This window comes from Ktedonobacter robiniae (genome assembly GCF_016587375.1).
In the GTDB taxonomy this organism is placed as follows: Bacteria; Chloroflexota; Ktedonobacteria; order Ktedonobacterales; family Ktedonobacteraceae; genus Ktedonobacter; species Ktedonobacter robiniae.
Genome location: NZ_BNJG01000003.1, coordinates 1,680,638 through 1,705,482, shown reverse-complemented (window position 1 = coordinate 1,705,482; position 24,845 = coordinate 1,680,638). Strand labels below are relative to the sequence as shown.

The 24,845-nt window shown below is 55.1% G+C and carries 18 protein-coding genes and 1 pseudogene; 10 read left to right on the top strand and 9 right to left on the bottom strand.

The window, feature by feature from the left end:
- Window positions 1-410 precede the first annotated feature (410 nt).
- Window positions 411-1,406: a phosphotransferase family protein gene (locus JMJ04_RS39875; RefSeq protein WP_201375916.1), complete on the top strand. Its 996-nt coding sequence runs from the start codon at window positions 411-413 to the stop codon at window positions 1,404-1,406.
- 24 nt (window positions 1,407-1,430) lie between these two features.
- Here the strand turns inward: JMJ04_RS39875 and JMJ04_RS39870 are convergent, their stop codons facing one another.
- The 3 genes from JMJ04_RS39870 to JMJ04_RS39860 form a co-directional block, all read right to left on the bottom strand.
- On the bottom strand, window positions 1,431-1,814 hold the full coding sequence (locus JMJ04_RS39870; RefSeq protein ID WP_201375915.1) for a VOC family protein: 384 nt from the start codon (window positions 1,812-1,814) through the stop codon (window positions 1,431-1,433).
- Window positions 1,815-1,980: 166 nt separating this feature from the next.
- Complete coding sequence (locus JMJ04_RS39865) at window positions 1,981-2,253, bottom strand: transglycosylase (protein WP_201375914.1); 273 nt, start codon at window positions 2,251-2,253, stop codon at window positions 1,981-1,983.
- Between the two features lie 177 nt (window positions 2,254-2,430).
- The gene (locus JMJ04_RS39860) at window positions 2,431-2,670 is read right to left on the bottom strand and encodes a hypothetical protein (protein ID WP_201375913.1); all 240 of its coding nucleotides are present in this window, start codon (window positions 2,668-2,670) and stop codon (window positions 2,431-2,433) included.
- A gap of 463 nt (window positions 2,671-3,133) precedes the next feature.
- On the opposite strand from JMJ04_RS39860, the gene JMJ04_RS39855 reads away from it, so the two are divergent.
- The 4 genes and pseudogenes from JMJ04_RS39855 to ilvC all read left to right on the top strand — a co-directional run bounded on the left by JMJ04_RS39855 (window position 3,134) and on the right by ilvC (window position 6,711).
- Window positions 3,134-3,514: a hypothetical protein gene (locus JMJ04_RS39855; protein ID WP_201375912.1), complete on the top strand. Its 381-nt coding sequence runs from the start codon at window positions 3,134-3,136 to the stop codon at window positions 3,512-3,514.
- 451 nt (window positions 3,515-3,965) lie between these two features.
- A pseudogene (gene panC, locus JMJ04_RS39850) lies at window positions 3,966-4,837 on the top strand (pantoate--beta-alanine ligase).
- 15 nt (window positions 4,838-4,852) lie between these two features.
- Window positions 4,853-5,710: a 3-methyl-2-oxobutanoate hydroxymethyltransferase gene (gene panB, locus JMJ04_RS39845; RefSeq protein WP_268887423.1), complete on the top strand. Its 858-nt coding sequence runs from the start codon at window positions 4,853-4,855 to the stop codon at window positions 5,708-5,710.
- Window positions 5,711-5,733: 23 nt separating this feature from the next.
- Window positions 5,734-6,711 (top strand): ketol-acid reductoisomerase, encoded by a 978-nt coding sequence (gene ilvC, locus JMJ04_RS39840; protein WP_201375911.1) that lies wholly within the window; start codon window positions 5,734-5,736, stop codon window positions 6,709-6,711.
- Here ilvC and JMJ04_RS39835 read toward each other — a convergent pair.
- On the bottom strand, window positions 6,708-8,768 hold the full coding sequence (locus JMJ04_RS39835; RefSeq protein ID WP_201375910.1) for a serine/threonine protein kinase: 2,061 nt from the start codon (window positions 8,766-8,768) through the stop codon (window positions 6,708-6,710). The two genes, ilvC and JMJ04_RS39835, sit on opposite strands and share 4 nt — an antisense overlap.
- A gap of 655 nt (window positions 8,769-9,423) precedes the next feature.
- Between JMJ04_RS39835 and JMJ04_RS39830 the strand changes: the two genes are divergently transcribed.
- Both JMJ04_RS39830 and JMJ04_RS39825 read left to right on the top strand, forming a co-directional pair.
- Entirely contained in the window at window positions 9,424-9,633 is a 210-nt protein-coding gene (locus JMJ04_RS39830; RefSeq protein WP_201375909.1) for a type 1 periplasmic-binding domain-containing protein, read from the top strand.
- A gap of 44 nt (window positions 9,634-9,677) precedes the next feature.
- Window positions 9,678-12,692: a beta-galactosidase gene (locus tag JMJ04_RS39825; RefSeq protein WP_201375908.1), complete on the top strand. Its 3,015-nt coding sequence runs from the start codon at window positions 9,678-9,680 to the stop codon at window positions 12,690-12,692.
- A 74-nt stretch (window positions 12,693-12,766) separates the two neighbouring features.
- Here the strand turns inward: JMJ04_RS39825 and JMJ04_RS39820 are convergent, their stop codons facing one another.
- From JMJ04_RS39820 to JMJ04_RS39805, 4 genes are all read right to left on the bottom strand, one after another.
- Window positions 12,767-13,681, bottom strand: a complete 915-nt coding sequence (locus JMJ04_RS39820) for a sugar ABC transporter permease (protein ID WP_201375907.1) — start codon at window positions 13,679-13,681, stop codon at window positions 12,767-12,769.
- A gap of 20 nt (window positions 13,682-13,701) precedes the next feature.
- The gene (locus JMJ04_RS39815; protein ID WP_201375906.1) at window positions 13,702-14,691 is read right to left on the bottom strand and encodes a carbohydrate ABC transporter permease; all 990 of its coding nucleotides are present in this window, start codon (window positions 14,689-14,691) and stop codon (window positions 13,702-13,704) included.
- 107 nt (window positions 14,692-14,798) lie between these two features.
- Window positions 14,799-16,076 carry an extracellular solute-binding protein gene (locus tag JMJ04_RS39810; protein WP_201375905.1) on the bottom strand — a complete coding sequence of 426 codons (1,278 nt, stop codon included), beginning with the start codon at window positions 16,074-16,076 and terminating at the stop codon, window positions 14,799-14,801.
- A gap of 363 nt (window positions 16,077-16,439) precedes the next feature.
- Window positions 16,440-16,862 (bottom strand): MarR family winged helix-turn-helix transcriptional regulator, encoded by a 423-nt coding sequence (locus JMJ04_RS39805; protein WP_201375904.1) that lies wholly within the window; start codon window positions 16,860-16,862, stop codon window positions 16,440-16,442.
- Window positions 16,863-17,619: 757 nt separating this feature from the next.
- On the opposite strand from JMJ04_RS39805, the gene JMJ04_RS39800 reads away from it, so the two are divergent.
- Together JMJ04_RS39800 and JMJ04_RS39795 are read left to right on the top strand one after the other, a co-directional pair.
- On the top strand, window positions 17,620-20,154 hold the full coding sequence (locus JMJ04_RS39800; RefSeq protein WP_236038909.1) for a S53 family peptidase: 2,535 nt from the start codon (window positions 17,620-17,622) through the stop codon (window positions 20,152-20,154).
- 187 nt (window positions 20,155-20,341) lie between these two features.
- On the top strand, window positions 20,342-21,712 hold the full coding sequence (locus JMJ04_RS39795; protein ID WP_201375903.1) for a flavin monoamine oxidase family protein: 1,371 nt from the start codon (window positions 20,342-20,344) through the stop codon (window positions 21,710-21,712).
- 124 nt (window positions 21,713-21,836) lie between these two features.
- Here the strand turns inward: JMJ04_RS39795 and JMJ04_RS39790 are convergent, their stop codons facing one another.
- The gene (locus JMJ04_RS39790) at window positions 21,837-22,292 is read right to left on the bottom strand and encodes a MerR family transcriptional regulator (RefSeq protein ID WP_201375902.1); all 456 of its coding nucleotides are present in this window, start codon (window positions 22,290-22,292) and stop codon (window positions 21,837-21,839) included.
- Between the two features lie 251 nt (window positions 22,293-22,543).
- Between JMJ04_RS39790 and JMJ04_RS39785 the strand changes: the two genes are divergently transcribed.
- Complete coding sequence (locus JMJ04_RS39785; RefSeq protein WP_201375901.1) at window positions 22,544-24,844, top strand: MMPL family transporter; 2,301 nt, start codon at window positions 22,544-22,546, stop codon at window positions 24,842-24,844.
- The last annotated feature ends 1 nt before the right edge of the window (window position 24,845 follow it).

Sequence of the window (24,845 nt, the reverse complement as noted above, 5' to 3'; positions counted from 1 at the left end):
GTCAAATCTCTATTAACTGCCCTTTTTTACAGAGAAGAACAGCGTTATTTGATGCAGAGAGTGGTTACCTGTTTTTTCACCAGCATTATGGTTGAGCGTGCATTAGTAGTGGTCAGGCATACGTGCTTTTGGCCTCCATGAGGAAATTTGTGTATATTGAGATTAACGTATGTTTATTATTTTGTCAAGTTTTTCACGTTTATTTTTTAAGACATTTCAAAATTCATCCATTCTGACTCACTGGCTCGCCAGTAGTAAGAGCGGGAGGTTAAAACAAGAGGCAAACTCAAGAAACATGCATACCTTGTAGACTTTAGCCTATGGCTTTTCTGTCTCTTGTGTGGTAACTTGTTTGGGCAAAATTTTTCAGAGGAGCACATAAAGTAACGCATTAGGAAGGAGCCTACTCTATGCCAACTAGGATATATACACAGCATCTTGGAAGTATCGCTAATAAGCAGTTACAGGAAGCTCTGACACGCTTCCAGCTCGGTACCTTGCTCCAGGCCGAGCCTGTTCCCTTTGGAAACTTTGGCCAGAACATCTTTCTGACGACTACTCAGGGCGAGTTTGTCCTGCGTGGCAAACCCTTGTGGCCGGAGCAATTCATGCGAGAGCGCTGGTTTATGTGGCAATTGCATGAACACACCACTGTCCCCGTTCCCTGGCCCTACCTGCATGATCCTGACGCAGATATTTTCGGCTGGAGCTATATCCTCATGCCGCGTATGCCAGGACTCGCCCTCATCGATCCAGTTGTCAGGCGTCAACTGAGCGATCAGCAGCGTCAGCAGATCGCCGCCGCCCTTGGCGTAACCCTGGCCCAGATGCATGCCCTCACCTGGCCCACTCCAGGCGAACACGACGCCACACACGATACCATCGTGCCTTTTCATCCCTCCTATCCGGGATATATCACAGGAGAGATCTATCGCCTACTTTCCCTATCCCGGCAAGCAACCAATCTCACTACAGAGGCCGATAGCTTCTGGGTAGAGGCTCTGGTGGAACAGGGCAAGCGCGCCCTTGCTGAGCCGTTTCAGGCACGCTTTGTTATGGGAGATTATAAAGAGGGGAATGTCGTTGTAGAAGAGCGGGACGCCGAATGGCACGTCAGTGGCGTCTTTGATGTGCATGGCCACTTTGGCGATACGGAAGAGGATCTCGCACGCCCCGTTGCCGACTACATAACGCAAGAGAGGGTGGACCTGGCACATATCTTTCTGAGGACCTATCTCCAGCTCCACCCCCCGCGTCCAGACTTTGAAGCTCGCTTTCCGCTCTACATGCTCAAAGAGCGCCTCGCTATCTGGGAATGGGCACACCGCACAGACATGGTCTGGTGGCAGAGAGACCTTACGCTCCGCAAGTGGATCGAACCATTTCTCTCTATAGCAGGAACATGAAGGGCTCAACGCCGCCATGGGCGCTTACTCTGCGGACCAGAGGCCGATGCGGTTGCCCTCGCTATCACCGATTTGAGCCATGTAGCCAGGGCTCATCTCACCGAGAGGCATTTTGGGAATGTAGATGCTTCCGCCCGCAGGCTCCACCTTTGCCAACGTGTCGTTCAGGTCGCCCTGGACCACGAGATAGATACATACACCCTGACCCTCACCAGGTTTATAGTTCGGGTGCTGGACCAATGCGCCGCTGACGTCGCCCGGCTCCATCGGCAAAAAGGCATAGGGCATGTCTCCGCCCAGATTCTCCTGTCGCAGCTCCTCTTTAATGCCCAAGATCGTGCGGTAAAAAGTTTTCGCGCGTTCAATATCGCTTGTGGGGATTTCGAACCAGGTAACAAGATTGGCCATATGGTATTATCCTTTCTTCAATGCGCCTTATTTTACCTGAAAAAGTAGAAGCGACACATTTATAGAACGTATATACCATATGGTGCGTGCAAAAACTTCTCGAATCTTGCGCATTATGCGCATTATAGGTGCGAACCTATAGGCCACATATTACCTGCCTGCTTGCTTAAGCACGACGATAATATGCCACGCTGCTCCAGATAACAACCAGCATTACAGCCGCGATAATTGTACTAACGATAGGCACGCCCTCAAAAGTGGGTTCACCTGTGATGTGGAAGTGGAAGAAGCCTACGATAAGGAAGATGGCAAAGAGACCAATCATGATCGCGCCAAGGATGCCCGCCGGGGCTCTGCGACCAGCAATGAACTCACCAAGGATACCAATGATGGCCGCAATGATAATCCAGATGATAAATTGGGTGAACGAGACCTCCATGATATACCTCCTGTTGCATAAAAAACATACTCCTCAGGAGATACGCATGTCACCGCTCATCAGACTCACTTGCTTGTTATATAGGTCAGACATAAGAAAAAGTTCCCCAAAAAAGCTGAAAGCCGGGCTCTGTCTTTTATCTCAGAGCCGGCTTCTTCGCTCCAATTTACAGTAGCGCTACCAGCCACGATGATGATGGTGGTGATGGTGATGATGATGAAGGCGAGGGCCATAAAATCCGCCCATATAACGCCTGCGGAAGCCCCATGGGTGCCAGAAGAAGAGCTCACGGCGATAGAGACGAGGGCGCCCCGGATACAGCACGCGCCCAAAGAATAGGCCAACAATCGCCAGTATGACCCTCAGCGAGACGATAAAAATGACCAGGCCTAAAATCAAGATCAGTAACAGAAACATATGTCTTCCTCCCACAACGGGAACCTGTTGGTATCGCTTATATCGTTATAGTGTATATACGCTTTCTTTGGCTAATGGTTAGATAGAGGTGAGCATTCGCGGCTCCTGTAGGGGACCCTTTCTGCAAGTGTACTCTCGGCGATGGCGCCGAGAGTAGGCTCGCGTTTCGTTGAAAGTCTGACTCACGCTATGTACAGGTCCCGGGCTCGCTCGAATACATGTGTAGAAATTGCTCAGATTCCCCACTCTCAGCCGCAGTTGCTTGTTCTGCTGCAGTGTAGCTACCAGCATTTTGACTCCTCATTCACGTGCGATGCCTCAAGGCGCTTTTGTCGTGCTCTTTTCTATGGTTGAAGCTCTTCTATAATGGAAGTATGAGCAGCATCTCAGCGGTGCAAAGAGAGAAGGCTCACGCAACATGTAGACGTGTAAGTATTAAAGAAAAGAGAAGGAGAGTTTATCAATGTTAAAGCACATGCGAAAAGTCAGCCTGTACATGGCTATTCTCGCTCTCGTATTTGTGACCTGCCTGATCTGTCAGCGACAAAGCGTTTCCCATGCTAGATCTCTTGCCGTCTTGGACGGCTCACCTTCGCAGCAGAGTGTGAGTGACTCCCCTTCACAGCAGAGTGTGAGTGACTCCCCTTCACAGCAGAGTGTGGGTGGGTCATCCTCGCAGGAGGATACGACGGGCTCATCTTCCCAGCAAGACACGACGGGCTCATCTTCTCAGCAGAACAAGACGGGCTCATCTTCCCAGCAGAACAAGACGGGCTCATCTTCCCAGCAAGACACGGCTGGCTCATCCTGGCAGCAGATTGTGAGTGAGTTATTCGGGCAGTAGAGCGTACCAACTCAACGCATACCTTAGCGCGTTGGTGAGCAAATCCTTGGCTCACCGTTAAAAGAAATTCTATGGCTCTCCCGCAATATATATGATACGTTTTGCAATACCATGAGTATGCAAAAGTGGTCTAGCTCCACAAGTACATTCTGCAAAGAGCATACTCTTGAGAAGCTCATGTTCCACACAAATTGCAGGACAGCCATAGAATTTTACTTCTCTATAAGTAAGTTTTACATAAAAAGCACCTGGAACACTTCAGATCCAGGTGCTTTTTATGTTACAATCAAGCACAAAAGCTCTACTGCAAAGGGGCATGAGAAGGTATAGTTTAGTTACCAAACATACAAGCACACATACTGCTTCTCAAGCATGAGAATTTTGCCTATCGCAACTCTTCGCCGCATGGGTTATTATAAATGGTAAGAACACAGACAGGACTCAATGACGTATGCGAATAGTCAGGACTATTCATGAGATAGAATATGCGCGATCGCAGTGGAGCGGCCCGGTTGGCCTCGTGCCTACGATGGGCTACCTCCACGAGGGACACCTCTCCCTCTTTCAAACGGCGCGCGCCGAGAACACGACCGTTGTCGCTAGCATCTTTGTCAATCCCACGCAGTTTGGCCCCAACGAGGACCTGGAGCGCTATCCTCGTAATCTGGAGCGAGACCTGCATATGCTTGAGGCGGCAGGCGTGGACATGGTCTTTACGCCTACTGCAAGCGAGATGTATCCCCCAGGCTTCACAACCTATGTCGAGCCACAGGGTTCCCTGGTTGAACAGGGCGAGGGCGCCTCGCGTCCCAATCACTTTCGCGGCGTGGCCACGGTGGTGCTCAAATTATTTCAACTCATACAACCTCAGCGGGCCTACTTCGGCCAGAAGGACGCGCAACAGATCGCGGTCATCACACGCATGGTACGCGACCTCAATCTGCCCGTCAAGCTGCGCGTCCGCCCGACCGTACGTGAAGCCGATGGACTGGCCATGAGTAGCCGTAACAGCTATCTTGATCCAGCCACCCGCGCCGCAGCCCCCATACTTTACCAGGCTTTACAGGCCGGTCGACAGGCCTTTGAGGCTCAACCCACGAGCAACCCCGCTGCTGTGATGCAGGCCATGGCCGAGATTGTAGCGCAAGAACCCCAGGCGCACCTGGACTACGCTGAGGTACGCGACGCGGAGACCTTCCTACCACTCGAACGGCTACAAGCCCCGCGCTCCTCCTGCTCGCCGTCCGCCTGGGATCAGTGCGCCTGATCGATAACTTCGCCCTGTACACCGATGGCACCTGGGACACTGGAATATTGAGGTAAGAAGAGAGAACAATCTTGAATGAAAAAATAACCGCACCTGCCATTCTCGCTCGCAAGAACGGGCAGAAACTCACCATGGTGACTGCCTATGACGCGACCTCAGCCCAGATCGCGGATAGCGCGGCGGTCGATATGCTGCTCGTTGGCGACTCCCTGGGTATGGTCGTCCTGGGCTATGAGGACACCCTGGCCGTCACCGTCGATATCATCCTGCATCATGCCTCCGCCGTTACACGCACCAACCCAAACGCGTTGGTCGTCGTCGACATGCCATGGCTGAGCTACCACGTCTCCGCCGAAGAGAGCGTACGCAACGCTGGTCGCCTGGTACGCGAGGGCAAGGCCGGAGCGGTCAAGTTGGAAGGCGGACGTAAGCGCCTACCCGTGGTCAGGGCCATTCTAGACGCTGAGATACCCGTCATGGGGCACCTGGGCCTGACACCCCAATCCGTACACGCCATGGGCGGCTACAAGGTACAGGGCAAGAGCATCCAGGCCGCGCGCGACCTGATCGCGGACGCCAAAGCCTTGGCGCAGGCGGGAGTCTTCGCCATCGTCCTTGAAGGCATTCCCGATAGCCTGGCCCAGATCGTCACCCAGGAGGTGGCCGTACCTACGATTGGCATTGGCGCGGGTCCACACTGCGATGGCCAGGTCCTGGTCTTCCACGACCTGCTCGGGTTACACAAACAACCTGTCGCCAAATTTGTGCGCAAATACGCCAACCTGGCTGATGCCGCCATAGAGGCCATCCAGCGCTACAGCGCCGATGTGCGCGAGGGGAGCTTCCCCGCTGAAAAAGAGACCTACCACATGGAGAAAAGCGTCCTGGAGGCCCTCCTGAAGGAACGTGAACAGAATATAGAAGATTAAAAAACAGGATAAAATTAAACATCATGGCACATATATCGTACGAGGGCGATGTCGATCCTACCGTACTACAAGGGAAGCGGATCGCCATCATTGGGTATGGCAGCCAGGGGCATGCCCATGCCCTCAACCTGCGCGACAGCGGCTATCACGTAGTCGTCGGCCTCCCCGAGGCAAGCAAGAGCCGCGCGCGGGCTATCGCTGATGGCTGGCAGCCTGTTCTGCCTGGCGAGGCCGCGCGAGAGGCGGATATTATTATGCTGCTGGTCCCCGATCAGCACCAGCGTGCGGTCTATGAGCAGGATATTCGGCCACATCTGGCCGATGGCAAGATGCTCATGGTGGCACACGGCTTTAGCCTGCATTACGGGCAGATCGTCCCGCCCACCAATATCGATGTGGCCATGGTCGCACCCAACGGGCCTGGTCCTATGCTGCGCCGCATGTATAGCGAGGGCAAGGGTATCCCCGCGCTCTGGACGGTACAACAGGACGTGACCGGACAGGCCCAGGCGCTCACGCTGGCCTACGCGCATGGCCTGGGCTGTACTCGCGTCGGTGTCATCCAAACGAGCATCGGTGAGGAGACTGAGACCGACCTCTTTGCCGAGCAGGTCGTTCTCTGCGGCGGCCTCACCTCGCTCATCCGCACCGCCTTCGAGACCCTGGTCGAGGCTGGCTACCAGCCCGAGATCGCCTATACCTGCTGCCTGCAAGAGGTCAAGCTCATCGCCGACCTGCTCTACCAGGGCGGCATCAACCAGATGCACAAGGCCATCAGCGATACCGCCGAGTATGGCGACTACGTCACCGGCCCGCGCATCATCGACCAGCACACCCGCGAGCAGATGCGTGGCGCCCTCAAAGACATCCAGGACGGTACCTTTGCCCGCGACTGGATTCTGGAGAACCAGGCCGGACTTCCCAGCCTCTTGGCCATGCGGCGCAAGGACGCCGAGCACCCCATTGAGGCGCTCGGGCGCAGAATACGCAAGATGCTCTAGCTCCAGCTTACGGCGTCGATATAGACGTTAGCGGTACCGTTAGCGGACATATCAAGACCTATTTTGAGCGATCCGGGGATGCTTTTCGCTAAAGTATGACTCACTCTGTTCCACTGTCCTGGTATGAGCGTCATCTTTGGCCCATCATCCCAATTATTGGCATTGTTACCGATAGAGACGTCGACAGAGACAGAGGAGGAGCCTGCTGGTACATAGACATAAAAGGTGATGGTCTCCCCCTGAGATATCGTCGCGCCATAGACATAGGCATAGGCGTAAGAAGCGATATTCTTCGCCTCGAGCGAATTCGAGCCTGCATAGACATATTGAGAACTGACCTGTACATCACAGAATTCGCCTGACCAACCTTGAGCACTTCCTTCAAACGAATAGAAAGTCTTTGGGGCCGGCGCCTGGGTTGGCGTGACCGTCGTTGGATTGGTCGCAGGCTGACCGGTGGTAGGCGTGTTATTGGCCTGGGTCGAGGGGGTCTGGCCAGGTTTGGGCGTCACATGCGTCTGGGGTGTATTCTGAACTCCCCCTGACTCAGATGGGCTTGTCGCCTTTGAGGTAGGGAAAAACCCTGGTGTAGTACTAGCATCCGTCTGTTGCTGGCTGGCGGTCGCGAGGGCTTGCAATGGTATATGAGTGGATGTACCAGGCCGCTGGAACGCATAAATGAGCGTTACCACGCAAATACAGGCGAGAACGACGACAGAGGTTCCCAGAACAAAGACACTCCTACGATTGCCTGCAGGCGAGGGTGTGCCTTTTGGCTCCGATTGCACTGGGGGCGCCAGCTTCGCAGTCTGCGCGTCTGGTGATTGTAGCTTTTGCGTAGCCTGGGCATGATTCACCTCGGGCTCGCTATTCACTTCTAATGGTGGAATGGGCAATGGTGTCACAGGTGTACGAGTCGAAGCCGTGCCAGGAAAGGTTTTTTTTGCCTGTAATGGAGGCTGTGACTCCAGCATACGTGATATCTGTCTGTTGCTCGCCAGTGGACGATCTGAAGACAGAGGTCTCGTCATACGTGCGGACTGGTCTGGAGTTTTTGTTCTGGAAAGAGGTGTAGGTGTGGAGATGGTTGGGCGTGATGGAAAGGCTAGGCGTTGCGTCTCCACACCCTCCTGAAGCCCCTGGCTAACGCTTCTGGAAACCTCAGCAGATACATCTGGCAAAATACCAGTTATTTTACCGGGAGCGCTTGACTGAGGTGACTCAGTTTTAGCATCTTCATCGGTTGAGATAGGCATCTGAATAGCTGCCAGAAAATCCTTAACACTTGCAAAGCCTGGCTGAGATTCAGTATCAAGCACACGGTTGACCGCGGCCTGGATAGGTCGTGGCACTGATACAGGAAGGGTAATGCGCGTTTGTGGCAACCAGTTACCAGGCGAACTGATGGGACGCCCATTGGAGGAGGCTGCCGAACTCTTTCCACTGCTGAGGAGAGTAGCAAACGTACTGACCAGGGCACGCAGGTCGCCTTGTTCGCTGTTGATGTCATACACCTGGTCAGTTGGCATCTCAGGAGAGATATTCGCACGCAGAGAAATAATAGTGAAATCAGTGAGCAAGGCCTCATTGTTGGCATTGAAAAGGACGCTATGCGCAGTGAGATTGCCATGCACAATTTTGCGCTCGTGAGCATAAGCTAGCGCCTCGCCAATACGTGTGATGATTGTTCTGGCTTCATCCAACGCGAAGGGTTGAGGCCACTGGCGCAAGATGCGGTTATGCAGGGAGCGAAAGGGAGCAAAATCATTAATGATATAAGGAGTGGAGGTTTTTTCTTCAATTCCATAGGCAACAATAGGCAAAATAGAGGGATGCTTCAATTCTTTAAAAAGTTGAGCCTCACGTAGAAACTGTTGCTGATTGTCACGCGAGGTGAGCGGTCGCGTGTGGAAATGCTTGAGAGCCACTGTATGCTTCTGCCCGGTATCGCTTGTAGTCTCGCCCAGATAAGTTTGGCTGTATGAATTTGATGAAAGCTGAGCAGTAAGCAAGTAGCCAGCCATAGTCATGCCGACAAGGCTTTCCGTCGTTTGCATTGGAATCCTCCGGTTTCAGAGAAACCAGTAAAGCTCTTATTCCGAAACTCAACGTCACTGGCGTGCCTAGCGCTTCCCCCATTCGGGGACACGCGCGCTCAGGTTTTCGGATAAGAAGATAATAGTGAGGAAGAGAAAGGAATCATATCTTAAATAGATATTATCAAATCTAGTTTAATTGTACAGCTTTTCAAGGAATTTTCCAAGGTATTAGGAGCAGCAAACGAGATAAATGCCGGATAGGACCCCTCTGGACTGGATGGCAATAGGGGTGATATGGTACACGCTTTGATTTTGAGCCTCTTCCCAAAATCAAGCCTCAAATATTCAATGAAAATTCACAACCAAATTAGTGAAATATCACCAAATCAGTGAAATAGGGGAGGTGTAGTGCGCGGGCATTCGCCCGCGCACTACACCTCCCCTTCCCTCTGAGCGCCGCAGGCGCGAAGGGACGGGATCTATCCTTGACGACAAAGAGAAAATATAGTACATTCATTTCAATGAAACACAAGGGTCATTTTGCTGGTAGGCCCAGCCGAGGCCGAGACCACTCAACTCATCAAAGAGATTAACATCCCCCTTGTGCTGGTCGACAATTTTGTGCGGCCTCAAAATCGATACAGTCCTAAGCGACAACTTCGAGGGCGCCAGGATGGCGGTGGAGCATCTTCTCCAGCAGGGGCATCGACAAATCGCCTTCATTGGCGGGCCTACTACACCTGGGCCAAGACCAATCCAGACAATTTATACCATCGAGCGGCGAGCGGCGAGCTACCGGACGGCCCTGCTAAACGCTGGCATCCCCGTTGATTACAGTCTGACCGCAGCGTGTACGCTCTCAACCAAGGATGTCAATTTGTAATAGAAAGCTCCACTATGTTCCAACCACTCCCAACGAATCAAAGCATGCTTGTATTTCATGACGCGACTTATCCAGGCGGCTGGTCGCCTGAAGAGCTGACACGCCTGGTGCCGGGGGATTTCCAGGTGGCGAATGCCCAGGAGTTGCCCACAGCGCTGGCCCAGGGGTGCGCACTCCTGGTATCCTTTCATGGCGCTTATTTCCCTGAGCAGGCCTGGCCAGCCATTCTGCGCTTCCTCCAGCAGGGTGGCAACCTCGCCATTTTTGGCGGCATGCCCTTCACGCGACCCGTAGATAGCTCGGGGAGTGCCCTCCCCGAGCAACAGGCCTACACGGAGCAGCTCTACCTGGGACCTTTCTACCCGCTACACCTGCCCACTACCAGCCTGCGCCTGGCCCCCTCGGAAGAAGCCGCCTTCCTGCGTGAGCAGCCCTGGCAACTCTCAGATGCGCAGGCCGGAAACTTCTGGTCCTTTTACCCCATGCTGACGCAGGCCAACGACCAGCCAGCCGACCTGGGATCGTCAGGCCCCATAGACACCCAGTTGACACCACTCCTCTTCCTGCGTAACGCCGACGAAGCGGAGGCCCAACCACTCGCCACACCGCTTATGATGCTCGACCAACGCTCGGGACATTTTAAGGGTGGGCGCTGGCTGATCTCTCCCTGGCAGCCTGCCGCGAAAGAGGACTGGCTCGCCAATGCGGACGCACTCCAGAAAAGCCTGCTCCTGGCAGCCGAGGGCATGCATACGCTGGAGGCACGCCCACAATTCGCCTGCTATCAGCCTGGCGAGGCACCCACGGTCCTGGTCTCCACACGCTCACGCCACACCTTGCAGGCTCGCGTCACCATTTCAACGCCTGGCGGCGAAATCCTGGAGACCCGAGAGCTAACGTTCCCTGGAGGGATAGCGGGCGAGCAACGCATCCAGTTGCCAACCCTAAAAACACCTGGCCTCTATGAGATCGAGGTTTCAACATATGGCGCCCAGGTAACAGCCATCCGGCGCAAGAATGGCTTCTGGCTCTGGAATGAGGCCCTGGTCGAGAGCACACAAAATAAACGCTTAACGGCGGGCCGCGATTACCTCTATCAGCAGGGGGAGCGCTTCCACATCTTTGGCACCACCTATATGGATAGCCAAGTGCAGCGCAAATTCCTGACCTTGCCCAACCCGGCGCGCTGGGAACGCGACTTCGCTGCCATGAAGCGCGCTGGAATTAACCTCATCCGCACCGGCATCTGGACGGCGTGGCGTGATTTCATGTTTGTAGCAGGCATCTCGAATGAGGCCGCGCTTCGGGCGCTGGACGCCTTCGTCATGACGGCTGCCAGGCACGATATCCAGGTCATTTTCAACTTCTTCGCCTTCTCACCCCCACTCTTCGAGGGCGAGAATCCCTGGCTCGATCCGCGCTCTATCGAGGGGCAGCAGGAGTTCGTCGCGGCCTTCGCGCGGCGCTACGCAGCGGTCCAGAGCGTCTCCTGGGACCTGATCAACGAACCCAGCTTTGGCGACCCCAAACGTATCTTCAGCGAGCGCCCCATCCCCAACTATGACCGCTTTGAAGTAGCCGCGTTCCAGCAGTGGCTCGCGCAGCGCTACAGCCTGGCCGAGCTACGCGCGCGCTGGCGTGAGACGACGGCGAACCTGGAGCGCTGGGAGCAGGTAAACCTGCCACAGGTCAGGGATTACGAAACCACTCCGCGCTACACCGCGAACCGGCATATGCTCAAGGTCATGGACTATACCCTCTTCTCCCAGGAGATATTTACGCGTTGGGTCGAGCACATGAATGCTGCGATCCGCGACGCTGGCAGCCGGACTCTGATAGGTGTCGGCCAGGATGAGGCCGGAGCGCGTATCTCTCCGCAGTTTTACGCCCCCGTCGTCGATTACACGACCACACATCCCTGGTGGAACATCGACGACATGCTCTGCGATATGCTGCTGGACAAGACAGTGGGAAAACCCAATCTCCAGCAGGAGGTTGGCGTCATGTTCGTGCGCGATGTGGACGGGCGTCCCTGGCGCAGCGAGCAGGAGCAGGCCAACCTGCTGGAGCGCAAATTTATCATGACCTTGATCGCGCGTAGCGCGGGCCTGATCCAGTGGCTCTGGCACATTAACGCCTATATGGCGAATGAGAACGAGAACAGCATCGGCCTGGTACGCGCCGATGGAAGCGCCAAACCCGAACTGGGAGTCATGTTAGAATTTGGGCGCCTGATGCAGAGCATTCAGCCGCACCTGGCGAAGGAGGGTCCCCTGCCAGAAGTGTGGGTAGTTATCCCTTACTCGCAATGGTTCGTACGGCCCGAGCTGGCCATAGAAGCCATCCGGCAGAACATTCGCGTCCTGGGCTATGACTTCGGCATCGTACCCCAAATGGTCGGGGAACACCAGCTCGTGGAACTGGCACAGGCCGGGCATCAACCTCACATTATCTTCGCACCAGGCATTCAATCCTTTGATGCGGACGCCTGGTGGGCACTAGAGCGCTTTGTAGAACAGGGAACAACTCTCTTTGTGAGTGGCGTTGTGACCCGCGACTCCCACAACCTGGAGCGTGTTCCATTCATGTTCGCCGAAGAGGCACAGGTAGATGAGCCAGGGCCAGTCAGTCACTATGAATACCTGGAGGGCGAGGGCCTGGAGCGCTGCCAGCTTAGCTTTGAGCGCGAGAAGCTGTCCTATATTCGCAAAGCCCACAACCGGCTCGAGGTCTCCCACCTGGGCAAGGGCAGGATCGCCTGGTCAGGCGTGCCACTGGAGCATTCAGCCAGTCGCGATGTGATGCGCCAGGTCTACCAGCTCGTGCTTGATATGGAGAGCAAGAGCATCCAGCAGGATAGCCCGGTGCTGGCCATCAAGCAACCACTAGGACAGGGGGAACTCGCCCTCTACGTCTCCGAAAGCGCCCAGCCTGAGCGCCTGGAGGTCCAGCCAGCACTCTGGATAGAGGTTCTCCCCAACCGGGCCGGAGCCGTTCTCATCCAGGGCCAGGAGGTCACCTGCTTCGGCGGCGTCCAGCGCTACACAAAAACAAATTAATGTGAGAAACAAAGTAGCCGCCTAGGCAGGGAGCGGGCCCGCTCCCTGCCTAGGCGGCTACTTTGTTTCTCACATTAACCTTTGACACTACCGCCGGTGAGGCCGGTGATGAGGTAGCGTTGCGCCCAGAGGAAGACAATGAGCACAGGAATGGTCACCAGGACGGCTGCGGCGGTCAGCAGGTGCCAGTCCGCGCCAAAGTTGTGGACGTAGTCCTTGATGCCCACGGGCAGGGTGACGTTATGGGCATCGTTCAGGAAGGTGAAGGCCAGCACGAACTCATTCCAGGCGGCCATGAAGTTGAAGAAACCAACTACGGCCACGCCAGGAATAGTCAGGGGCAGGACAATGCGCCAGAAGGTCTGGAACGAGCTCAAGCCATCGACATAGGCCGCCTCGTCCAGCTCTTTGGGTACGGTATCAAAGAAGTTCTTCAGCATCCAGACGCTGAACGGGAGGGCCGTGGTCGCATAGGCGATTACCAGGCCATAATGATTATCGATCAGGTTAAACTGCACATACAAGTTATAGAGAGGCACGAGCAGGAGCACGCCCGGGAACATCTGTGTAATCAAGAAGGAGACCAGGATGGTCTGCTTGCCCAGGAAGTTCCAGCGTGAGACGGCATAGGCCGCCGGAGCCGCGAAAAGAATGCCCACAATCGTCGTCAGAATGGCGATCTTGAAGCTGTTAAAGGTCCAGGTGAAAAAGATGCCACTATTATCAGTCAAAACATGTACGTAGTTGTCCAGCGTGGGGTGAGACGGGAAGAGCTGGAAACTGGCCGTAAAGATGTCCTGCGGCTGCTTGAGCGAGGTCGCTATGATCACAATCAGGGGGAAGACGCAGAGAATGACCACGATAATCATGATCAGGTGCGCCCCCAGTGATTCAAGCGTGCGACCGATGCGCTTTCCACTGCGTCTCTTCTGCGCAACCTTCTGACTACTCAGAGAAGGTTGACTCACTCTATCAGTAATTTCTGCCATGGGTCTTTCCTTTTGCCTGCCTAGTAGACAGTTTCATTAGCACGCAACAGTCGCGAATAGAAGAAGGTGAAGATGAGCAGGATCACTAGGATGATGACGCCATAGGCACCACCAACGCCAAAGAGCTGCTTCCCCTGAATAGCCTGAACCCAGGCGTATGTTACCAGTGTCTGCGTGCGATTGAAAGGGCCACCCTGCGTAATCAGATAGATAATGCTAAAGGCATTAAACGTCCAGATGACATCTAGCAGCGTCACCAGGAAGGCAATTGGACGCAGCATAGGAAGCGTAATAAAGCGCAGCGCCTGCCAACGCGTCGCTCCATCAATGGCGGATGCCTCGTACATCTCAGTTGGAACACTCTGAAGTCCGCCCAGAAGCGTAACGGTCGTGAAGGGGATGCCAAGCCAGACGTTGACGACAATGACCGAGACAAGCGCCCAGTTGGGATCTGAGGCCCAGGGAATGATGGGCAGGTGCATGCTTTGCAGGGCCACATCGATAAAACCATACTGCTGGTTAAAGAGGAAGAGCCAGCCAAAAGCGGATACATACTGTGGCATAGCCCAGGGTACCATCAACAGGACGCGATAGATGGCGCGGAAGCGCATTTTGCGATTCAGGATGAGAGCCAAACCCAGGCTGATAACAAAGTGCAGCACAATATTGGCGACAATCCAGATCAAGGTTTGTAAGAGGATATGCGCTCCATCGCTGCCGGGCGTAAACCAGCTCTGGATGATATCGATATAGTTTTGAAAGCCAACAAATTTGTATGTCGCCGGGAGGGTGGTGCTACCCAGGTGGAGTGCGATGTTATCCTGATTAGCATTGGTAAAGCTTAGCACAATGCCATAAATCAGGGGGTAGTAGACGATAGCTGCCATACTGATGAGTATGGGCAGAAGCCAGAGATAGGCGCGACCAGCAATCTTGAACTGCTGCTTCCTCTCGCGTTTGACCTGCTGGGCAGATAAATTTGAACCAGGCGGTTCGGTAATTACTGCCATGATACACGTGTCTCCTCTCAACCATCGCGTGAAGAAAACTTCCGTGATGGGTATACCGTGGTAGCCTAAGGCCGCCACGGTATACTCATCACAGAAAAACCATCAGCTTAGTTTGAAGCCAGAAGCTTCTGCCAGCTAGCTGCCACGCCATTAAGGGCATCGGCAGGAGTCTTCGCGCCAGCCAGGATGGCCTGAACGGCAGGATCGAAGTCTTTGAACAGCTGTCCACCCTGAGGAATCACAGGGCGGCTGACCGCTACCTGGCGAACAGCGTAGTAGCCAGAGATGACTGGATCAGACTTGACCGTGCTATCAGCGTAGGCCGACTGGCGTGTGGGCAGCGTATGGTTGGCTTTGGCAATCGCGATCTGGCTGCTGGTCGAGCTCATGAAAGAGATGAACTTGTAGGACTCTTCAGGATGCTTGGTACCAGCGTAGATCACATAGGTGTGACCACCCGTTGGGGAGCCAGTCACACTAGTGGGGCCCGCGGGAATCGCGGCGATACCCAGGTTGCTGTGGTTGGAGGTAAAGGCGGAACCGGTAAGGATATTCGAAACCTCCCAGGGGCCCTGGAAGATCATGGCTGTCTGACCATCTTTGAAATCGGTGGTCATGTTGTTGTAGCCATTGTTGAAGTCGACCTTGGCTGGCATGACTTTGTCCTGATTCTGCAATTTGGTCAGGAAGTTCATACCATCAACCGAACCCTGGCTGTTAACCTGGATCTTGCTGTTGTTGTCGATCATGCCGCCACCGAATGACCAGAAGAAGGGCAGGGCAAAGTAGGAGGCGCCGGAGGTCTCAAAACCATACTTGGCGGCCTTCGACTGCTGGATCTTCAGGGCATCGGCCTCGAAGTCCTTCATTGTGGCAGGAGGGGTGGTAATCCCAGCTTTGGCAAGGACATCTTTATTGTAGAGCATGGCCAGGAAGTCGGTTACCTGGGGCAGACCATAGAGCTTGCCATTGTATTTGTCGTAGTTGAGTGCCGAAGGCAGGTAGTCGGCCAGGTCGCTCTGCGAGACCATCGAATCAATCGGGAGCAGGTAGCGGGAGGAGGCAAACTGGGTCGCCCAACCCACATCGGAACGCAGGACATCGGGAGCGGTACCCGCCTGGGCCGCTGTCGCGAACTTGGCCTGGGCATCGGCGAATGGAACGAGCTGCGCGTTAATCTTGATATTAGGATTCTGGCTCTCGAACTGTTTGATCAGGTCGAGAATCACTGGAGCTTCAGCCGTTCCCTCGGTGTACCAGTAATTCAGAGTGACAGGCCCCGTCGATGGGGAAGAAGAAGAATCTGCACCGCCACAAGCCGACAATAGCATCGCGCCCAGGATCGTGAGCGGGAGCAAGAGTGATAGGACACGCTTCAATGACATGACCTCGAACCTCCATAAAATAGAGAGATTTGCAATTGCTCATATAGACTGTGAGCCACTACCCTTCGGGACTTCTCGCTACTTCGTGGCTCGCCGTGGTCAGGGTGTGTAGTTGGGTGTCCGGCTCTGCCGGACACCCAACTACACACCCTGACCACGGCGAAGCGTCGCAGACGCAGAGAATACCTCTTGCAGGGAGACCTGAGTATTTACCATACAGCCAGGTATTGGCACATCGAAATGAGCAGAAACGAATATGATTGGCATAAGTGCCAGGAAATTTTCCACGCAACACTGCGTGATGGATAGTGTGGATACTGGTACTGCTGGCGTAGAGTCTGTCTGGTACGCTTTTCAGATGTATCAGGGCAGAGATGAAGCTTTGATCTGTTCCAGGTAGAGCTCGATATTCTCGCTGAATGCACGCAGGCAATCGCGCACATGAGCTAGCTGCTCAAGATCGACAATATTCAATTGTTTGCAGATATGAGCTTCATGCAGCCCATGTAAGTGATCTCGCAGTTGACAGCCTTGTGCTGTCAGCGTAATCAGGATTACACGCCTGTCGCCAGGATCAGTCTTGCGCTCAACAAGCTGCTGACTCTCCAGCCGGTCAACAATGCTGGTCACGTTACTTTTATCCGTAAACAAAACGCGACTTAACTCTACCATCGAACAACCCTGCTGCTCATCCAGGTGTTGCAACGCCCAGTACTGACGTGTGTTCACCCCATATGAAGCGAAGAATTGACGATCGCTGTCATCCAGGAGAACAGATGTCTTCATGAGTAGACGATATACATCTTGCTCAACAGCAACATGCTTGCTCTCCATACTGATTGTGGCAAAGAGCCCTCATCCTTTACAAGAAATGAGAGGACTTGCCGCCCTCCTTTGCTTCTCTGGCAAGACAAAATGCCTCGTCCGGAACCTCCAGGCGCGCCTTTCGCCTGCCTGCTCGAATTAGTATACTTTTAAACAGTTCAATTGTCAACTGTTTTGCAGGCAATTTTCCGCGACTTCTCCAAGGCTCTCCCTTGGCGTACCCCTTCGCGCCTGCGGCGCTCAGGGGTAAGGGGGTGTGGGTGGCAATACGGCTTTGCCGTATTGCCACCCACACCCCCTTACCCCGAGGCGAGCAGAGGGAGCCGAGGCACAAACTGGAATACCCTGGGGCGAGCAGAGGGAGCCGAGGCACAAACGAATACATGTCTTATATAAGTCTTTGTTTGAGAGACAGTACTTAGAGAAGATGGGGTAAGACATAGAGCATTTTCAATGCATGAAAGCGCTTCAAAAGGGCATTGAGTGCAGAAGACGTGGCTGAAGTGGTACGAAAGCATGATGAGGTAATATTCTCCTAATCCATTCTTTTGCCTGCTGACAGGGTGGAGGCAGACTACCCGTTTCACCTTGAGAAGGGGCACAAACTGTATCCCCTTCTGTGTACTGTGACCAGGTGGCGACTATCTTTCACCATCCTGGTAGAGTAGGGAGCCAGGGCCGCTAGCGCGCGCCAGGGCTTCTAGAGCGAGGTTCAGCCTTGAAGAACACATTTCTTCTACTATCGCCCCGGCGTTGGGCGATCCTCGTCCTGGCTACAATTACGATGATCGTGCCAGCGTTTCTCTTACATTCTACCGCCGTTCAGGCGGCACCGCCCAGTGGGCGCTCAGTCATATCCGGGCACCTGGTTCCCGCCTTACAGCACCACTCGCCTCTACACACCTCGTCTGCAAACCGGCAACTCCAGCTCTCTATCGCGCTCAATCTGCGCAATAAGGCCGCGCTGGAGGCCCTGGTACGCGCTCAGAGCGACCCACATTCCTCGTTATACCATCAGTATCTGACGCCCCAGCAATTCACCGCGCAGTTTAGCCCCACTGAAGCTAGCGTCAGGTCAGTCGTCAACTACCTGCACAGCCAGGGCTTACAGGTCAGTTCGGTTGCTTCAAATCGTCTCTTAATCGATGCATCTGGATCTCTCTCTACTGTTGAGCGTGCCTTCAACATCACAATCGCCGATTACACGCTCAATGGGAGCACTGTCTACGCTCCTACCAGCGAACCGTCTGTCCCGGCCAATCTCTCTGGTCTGGTGCTCAACATCAGCGGCCTGGACAATGCGGCGCATTATCATCCCGCAAAGCACATGGCACCTGCCGCAGGCCCTGGCGGCGGCTATACGCCGACCGATCTGCGTACTGCCTACGATATGAACTCGCTGATCAGCAGCGCCAATGGCAGCGGGCAAACCGTCGCTATCTTTGAGCTGGATGGGTATAAGGCCTCGGACGTCAACACCTATCTCAGCCAGTACAGCCTGGGATCAGCGAAGTACTCCAATGTCCTGGTGGATGGAGCCACCAATACAGCGGGTGCTGGCGCCATCGAGGTTGAGCTAGATATGGAGGTCGTCTCGGCCATCGCGCCAGGCGCGACGCAGAAGATCTACATCGGACCCAACTCGACAACTGGCGTCAACGATACCTATAACAAGATCGTCACCGACAATGTCGCCAAGGTCACCAGCACCAGTTGGGGTCTCTGTGAGGCCTCTTCGGGCACCTCTGAGCTGAGCGCCCTGGATAATATTTTCCTTCAGGGTTCTTCGCAGGGACAATCCTTCTTCGCGGCCTCGGGCGACTCGGGCGCCTACGACTGCAACAATACCAGCCTGGCAGTAGACTCGCCCGCCGACGATCCTCACGTGGTCGGCGTTGGTGGTACCAACCTGCAACTGGGAAGTGGCAGCAGTTACGGTAGTGAGTCGGCCTGGTCCAATCCCAGCGATACCCAGCGCAGCCCCGAAGGTTCGGGCGGTGGCGGCGGCTATAGCACCTACTTCTCCAAGCCATCCTATCAGAGTGGCACAGGTGTGGATAGCAACAGTATGCGCCACGTTCCCGATGTATCGGCCGATGCCGATCCCGCGTCCGGCTACTCCGTTTACTGTACCGTGAGCGCATCCGGCTGCTCCTCCGGCTCGGCAGGCTGGATCGCAGTTGGCGGCACCAGCGCGGCTGCTCCCCTATGGGCTGGCGTGGTCGCGGACGTTAACTCCTACCTGGCAGGCCAGGGCAAGAGCACGCTTGGCAACGTTAACGCCGAGCTCTATACCCTCTTCAATACCAGCCAGACCTATACGGCCTATCACGATGTGACCAGCGGCAATAATCTCCACTACAATGCGGGCACCGGCTATGACCTGGCGACCGGCATTGGCACCCCAGATGTCTGGAACTTCGCGCGTGATGCAGCCGGCACCACTGGCGGCGGCACCAATGACTTCTCTATCAGCGCCAGCCCCACCAGTCTCTCAATTGTCCAGGGTGGCAATGGCACCTCTACCATCAGTACAGCAGTCACAACTGGATCGGCGGGCACCGTGAGCCTCTCTGCGAGCGTCTCTCCTGCTGGCCCAACCGCGTCGCTGAACCCCACCTCGGTCACCGCGGGCGGTTCCTCGACCTTGACAGTCAGCGTAGGCTCGTCGGTCGCGGCGGGAACCTATACCGTTACGGTCACGGGTACCGAGGGAAGTGCTACGCATACTGCCTCCGTTACGGTCACGGTCACGACCTCGGGCGGCGGCACCACCACTCAGGCGCTCGCGAATCCTGGCTTTGAGAATGGGCAAACTCCCTGGCAGGAGAGTTCGAGCGGCGGTTACCAGCTTATCGACACGACACTTGCTCATAGCGGTAGTTATAGCGCCTACCTGTGTGGTTACAATAACTGTAACGATCAGATCTGGCAGTCTGTTGCCATTCCCTCAACTGCCACGACGATCAAGTTCACCTTCTGGCTCTACGTCAGCACACAGGAGTCTGGTAGCACTTGCTATGACTACTTCTATGCTCGCTTGCGTACCAGTAGCGGTTCCACGATCTCGACGGTCAAATCGTTGTGCAATAACACGGCGAGCGGATGGAAACAATATACCTTTGATGTGAGTTCGACGTTGAGTTCCTACAAGGGGCAAACGGTCCAGGTCTACTTCCAGGGAACAACCGACTCATCATTGCCAACTAACTTCTTCGTTGATGATGCGGCCTTGAACATCACCACTCCCTAGCTCCCTGGCTTCCTGACTGGTGACCACATTATTCGGCGAGGGCGTAGCCTTTAAAAAGGCTGCGCCCTCGCTTTTCTCTGTTTCGCGTGTCTCTGTTGAAAAGAAGATGTGGTGCAACACTCGCCTGTTGGGATACAATACTGATAGAACCAATTGAACAGATGTAGGAGAAAAGAGGAAATTGTTTATGCCCACGACGGATGTGCTCATCATTGGTGCCGGTATCGCTGGCCTGGGAGCCGCGCTCAAATTACAACGCCAGGGCTACCAGGTAACGATTCTGGAGGCACGCGACCGTGCCGGGGGCCGTATTGCCACCGTGGAGCATCAGCAGCCTTCCTCTCATATAAATGGCACAAGAGCGAATGCCTGGAGCGAGCTGGGGGCCGAGTTCGTGCATGGCATGGAGCCACATCTACTCTCCCTCTTCAATGAGGCTGGACTCCTCCTCAATGAGGAGAGCGGCACCTTCTCCTTTATCCACTCGGGGCAGGTGTTAGATGCACACGAGGATGTGAAGGGAAGCGCGACCATCCTCGCGGCCCTATACGCCTACGTAGGACCAGATTGCTCGGCGCAGGATTTTCTGCAACAGCATTTTGCCTCCAAGCACTGGCAACAAGCCCGTGCCCAGGTTGTCTCCTATATTGAAGGCTTTAACGCCGCTCGCCTGGAGGATGTCAGCGTCCACTGGCTCCAGCAGTGTCAGCACGCGGCCGACTCTATCAACGAAGAGCGCCAGTTTCGCCCCCTCTTCGGCTATAGTCGCCTGATAGACTGGCTGGTACAACAGCTTGGAAGCGAGAATATCGTCTATGAACAGGAGGTGCAGCGGCTTAGCTGGTCTCCTGGCAGCGTCACGGTGCAGACGCGTAATGCTCAGGGCGAGATAGAGAACTGGCAGGGGTACGCCACGATAGTCACGGTACCACTAGGAGTCTGGCAGGCTCAGGCAGGCGCACGCGGAGCTATCGCCTATGATCCGGACCTACCAGGCAAGTGGAAGGCGGCACAGGACCTGCGTATGGGGGCCGCGATGCGCGTCGTCTTCCATTTCGATGATTTCTTCTGGGAGCAGGAAGGAGAGCAACAGCAGACAGCGCTACCCGGCCTGGGCTTTCTGCGTAGCGATGACCCAACCTTTCCCGTCTGGTGGACCCAGTCGCCTCTGCGTGTACCGACGCTGACAGCCTGGGTTGGTGGCACCCAGGCCCTGCCCCTGGTAAAGGCCGACGAAACCTCGCTCGTTGAGCAGGCGCTTCAGGCCCTCTCACGCACAATTGGCCGCTCCGTCGAGACATTACAGTCTCACATTCTCTCTACCGCGACCCACAACTGGAGCCGCGATCCCTACTCACGTGGAGCTTACAGTTATGTCCCCATCGGCGCCGTAGATGCTCCCGCCCGCCTGGCTGAGCCGCTTGAAAATACGCTCTTCTTCGCCGGCGAGGCCACCGATACGCTTGGCTTTACCGGAACAGTCCATAGCGCCCTCCTCACGGGCTACCGCGCCGCCAGCGAAGTCACGACTGTGCTTCGGCCATCCTCCTCCCATTAATCTGCTCAGCACCTGCGGTGCTGAGTGCAGGGTAAAGGGGTGTGGTGGCGGATGGGCAAAGCCCATCCGCCACCACACCCCTTTACCAAGATAACCTCATCAATTTGCTTCCCACCTTTATGAGTTATCTTAAATTCTTCACAATACTCTCGTAGTCAAGAGCGATCCGCGCGGCTTCGTCCAGATCACCGCGGGCACGGGCATCCCAGTAGGCGACTTTAAACGAGAGGTAGCGTTGACGTATTTGCAGCCGCGCAATCTGCTTCCCCAATTCTTCGGCGTGTGCCTGAAACAGTTCTCGCTTTTCGACTGCCGTCTCGTCGCCCTGTTCGCGAAGTGTCAGATAGGTACGCATCTCTTCTATGCTCATGCCAACTGCACGCAAGTTTGCCAGTGACTCGAGAATCTGGAGCGTGTCAACACTATAGCGTCGATGACCACTGCTGGTATCACGCCCGACATCAGGCACAAGCCCTATCTCTTCGTAGTATCTGAGGGTTGGAATGCTCAACCCACTTCTTTGAGCCACTTCATGAATGGTGTATGTTTCTTGATGCCCAATAGATGATGTCTTATTCATATCCGTAGTATAAAAACCTCAAGTGCTTTAGGTCAAGAGCTTTCAGTGTTTCTCTTGAGTATTGTGAGCTGTAACCAAAACAGTGAAGAGCCACTTTCCAGGACATTTACCAATAAATCGGCGCGCCGTAAACGGGGCTCCTATGGTATTATTCGTAAGGAATCTCTCCTCTCTAAAGGTCTCGAGAATTCATACATTGAAATGCTGCCGCGTTGCGGGTTGTATTTCTTAACATGGCGAAAGGATGCCCTATGTTACTCTGGCTTGGTGACAAGCTGTACCGGACGCGGTGGTGGGTGGTTTTGTTGGCAGTTGTACTCACCGTTTTTATGGCTCTGTATGGTTTCCAGGTCTTTGATGCTCTGCGTGGCATTGGTATCGAGGACCCACATAGCGAATCGGTTCAGGCACGCGATCTACTCAAAAACACCTTTGCCTCCAAAGGCAAGAATACTGATACAGTGCTGGTCCTGCTCAGCGATCCACGCCTGGTGGCGACCGATCCGCAGTTTGCGCAGGCCGCGCAGCAATTAAGCGCAACCTTGAAGGCCCGCCCGGAGGTCTCGGCCTTCTCCTCCTATTACACAACTCACAGTTCTTCTTTTCTCTCGCACGACAAGCACCAGGCCTTGCTCTATATGGAGTTCAATACCAGCGCGGGCGGGACAAAGGTCTATGACGCCCTGACTCCGCTGCTCAAGGCGCCTCCGCTGCATGTCGACATAGGTGGCTCGCTGGCAACCGATATCCAGTTTAACCAGCAATTGGAGCATGACCTGGCCTTTTCTGAGACCATCGCCCTACCCCTGGTAGCCTTACTACTGGTGCTCATTTTTAATGGGCTGGTCGCGGCGCTGCTCCCCTTGCTGATTGGTGGCTTCGCCATTGTTGGCTCGTTCGCGATCCTGCGCGTGATTACAACCTTTACCAGTGTCTCAAGCTTCGCCACGAATGTGATTACCATTATCGGGCTAGGCCTGGCGATTGACTATGCACTCTTTATCATTACCCGCTTCCGCGAGGAGCTGGCGAGCAATCCTGACCAGGTGAGCAGGGCCATTCAGCGTACGATGGCGACCGCCGGGCGCACCGTGCTCTTCTCCGGGCTGACGGTCTGCACCAGCCTGATAAGCCTGCTGATCTTTCCCCAGGATGTTCTGCGCTCGATAGGTATGGCCATGATCGCTTCGGCGCTGGTCGCGATGCTGGGATCAATCACGCTTCTCCCCGCTATCCTGGCCCTGCTAGGGCAGCGTGTGAACGCGCTCTCCATACAACGTCTTTTGCGTCGCCGCCAACGTTCCGCCAGCGATACACGCCAGGGCGCCTGGTACCGCCTCTCCTACTTTGTGATGCGCTGGAGCATTCCCATTACGGTTGTGGCTATTGCCTTTCTGCTCCTACTAGGTACACCCTTCCTGCACGCTTCATTCTCGCAGACCGATGAGCACTCGCTGCCCTTGAATGCCTCCTCGCGCATCGTAGTTGAACAGCTCAAGCAGAACTTCCCTGACCAGGACAACTCTCAGCTCACGATTGCTGTGCGCACGCCGGGGGATGCACTGAGCACAGAGAACCTGGCGAAGCTCGATACCTATGTCAGCAAGCTCAAACAATTGAAACATGTCACGAATGTGCAGAGCGTGGTCAGCCTAGCTCCCGGCCTGACGCTAGCGCAATATCAGCAGCTCTACGCGCATCCAGCTTCAAATCCGCAAATCACAGAGGCGGCGAAACAATTGGCGAAGCAGAATGTGACCGAGATCATCTTGACGGCGAACCTGGATGCCAGCTCCGATGATGCCAGAAGCCTAGTCAAAGATGTACGTGCCATCACACCACCCACAGACCTGAGCCGACTGGTAGGTGGTACGCCAGCGGAAGATGTGGACCAGTTCGCCAGCCTGCTGACGACGTTCCCCTACGCTCTGCTCCTGATGGGCGTGGCGATCTTTGTCCTGCTCTTCCTCATGACTGGCTCGCTGATTATGCCACTCAAGGCCATTCTCCTGAATACGCTCTCCCTGACCGCCACCTTTGGCGCGCTGGTCTGGATCTTTCAGGATGGACACCTGCAAAACCTGTTACAGTTCAGGGCCTTTGGTAGCCTGGATAGCACTCAGCCCATCCTCATCTTTGCCATCGCCTTCGGCCTCTCGATGGACTACGAGGTCTTCCTGCTCAGTCGTATCAAGGAGCAATTTGATCGCAGCGGGGACAACCGCGAGAGCGTGGCGACCGGCCTGCAACGCACTGGCTGGCTGATTACCAGCGCTGCGCTTCTGCTGGCAATCGTCGTGGCAGCCTTCGCCTCCTCGCGCATCCTGGTCATTCAGGAGATTGGCGTCGGCATCTCGCTGGCTATCCTGATGGACGCGACCCTGGTGCGTGGCCTGCTGGTACCCGCGATGATGAACCTGCTTGGAGCCTGGAACTGGTGGGCGCCTCGCCCCCTCCAAGTACTCTGGCAGCGCTTCGGCCTGCGCGAGTCCCTGGAGGATCAGCCCACAGACACACTGTATGCTCCAAAAGAAGAGGCCGCGCCCGTTTAAG

Coding starts and splice junctions, on each gene's coding strand:
- JMJ04_RS39810 (WP_201375905.1), bottom strand. CDS start 16,076: ATGTCATTGAAGCGTGTCCTATCACTCTTGCTCCCGCTCACGATCCTG.
- JMJ04_RS39820 (WP_201375907.1), bottom strand. CDS start 13,681: ATGGCAGAAATTACTGATAGAGTGAGTCAACCTTCTCTGAGTAGTCAG.
- JMJ04_RS39790 (WP_201375902.1), bottom strand. CDS start 22,292: ATGAATAAGACATCATCTATTGGGCATCAAGAAACATACACCATTCAT.
- JMJ04_RS39825 (WP_201375908.1), top strand. CDS start 9,678: ATGCTTGTATTTCATGACGCGACTTATCCAGGCGGCTGGTCGCCTGAA.
- JMJ04_RS39805 (WP_201375904.1), bottom strand. CDS start 16,862: ATGAAGACATCTGTTCTCCTGGATGACAGCGATCGTCAATTCTTCGCT.
- JMJ04_RS39830 (WP_201375909.1), top strand. CDS start 9,424: ATGGCGGTGGAGCATCTTCTCCAGCAGGGGCATCGACAAATCGCCTTC.
- ilvC (WP_201375911.1), top strand. CDS start 5,734: ATGGCACATATATCGTACGAGGGCGATGTCGATCCTACCGTACTACAA.
- JMJ04_RS39785 (WP_201375901.1), top strand. CDS start 22,544: ATGTTACTCTGGCTTGGTGACAAGCTGTACCGGACGCGGTGGTGGGTG.
- JMJ04_RS39835 (WP_201375910.1), bottom strand. CDS start 8,768: ATGCAAACGACGGAAAGCCTTGTCGGCATGACTATGGCTGGCTACTTG.
- JMJ04_RS39795 (WP_201375903.1), top strand. CDS start 20,342: ATGCCCACGACGGATGTGCTCATCATTGGTGCCGGTATCGCTGGCCTG.
- JMJ04_RS39865 (WP_201375914.1), bottom strand. CDS start 2,253: ATGGAGGTCTCGTTCACCCAATTTATCATCTGGATTATCATTGCGGCC.
- JMJ04_RS39860 (WP_201375913.1), bottom strand. CDS start 2,670: ATGTTTCTGTTACTGATCTTGATTTTAGGCCTGGTCATTTTTATCGTC.
- JMJ04_RS39855 (WP_201375912.1), top strand. CDS start 3,134: ATGTTAAAGCACATGCGAAAAGTCAGCCTGTACATGGCTATTCTCGCT.
- JMJ04_RS39870 (WP_201375915.1), bottom strand. CDS start 1,814: ATGGCCAATCTTGTTACCTGGTTCGAAATCCCCACAAGCGATATTGAA.
- JMJ04_RS39815 (WP_201375906.1), bottom strand. CDS start 14,691: ATGGCAGTAATTACCGAACCGCCTGGTTCAAATTTATCTGCCCAGCAG.
- JMJ04_RS39875 (WP_201375916.1), top strand. CDS start 411: ATGCCAACTAGGATATATACACAGCATCTTGGAAGTATCGCTAATAAG.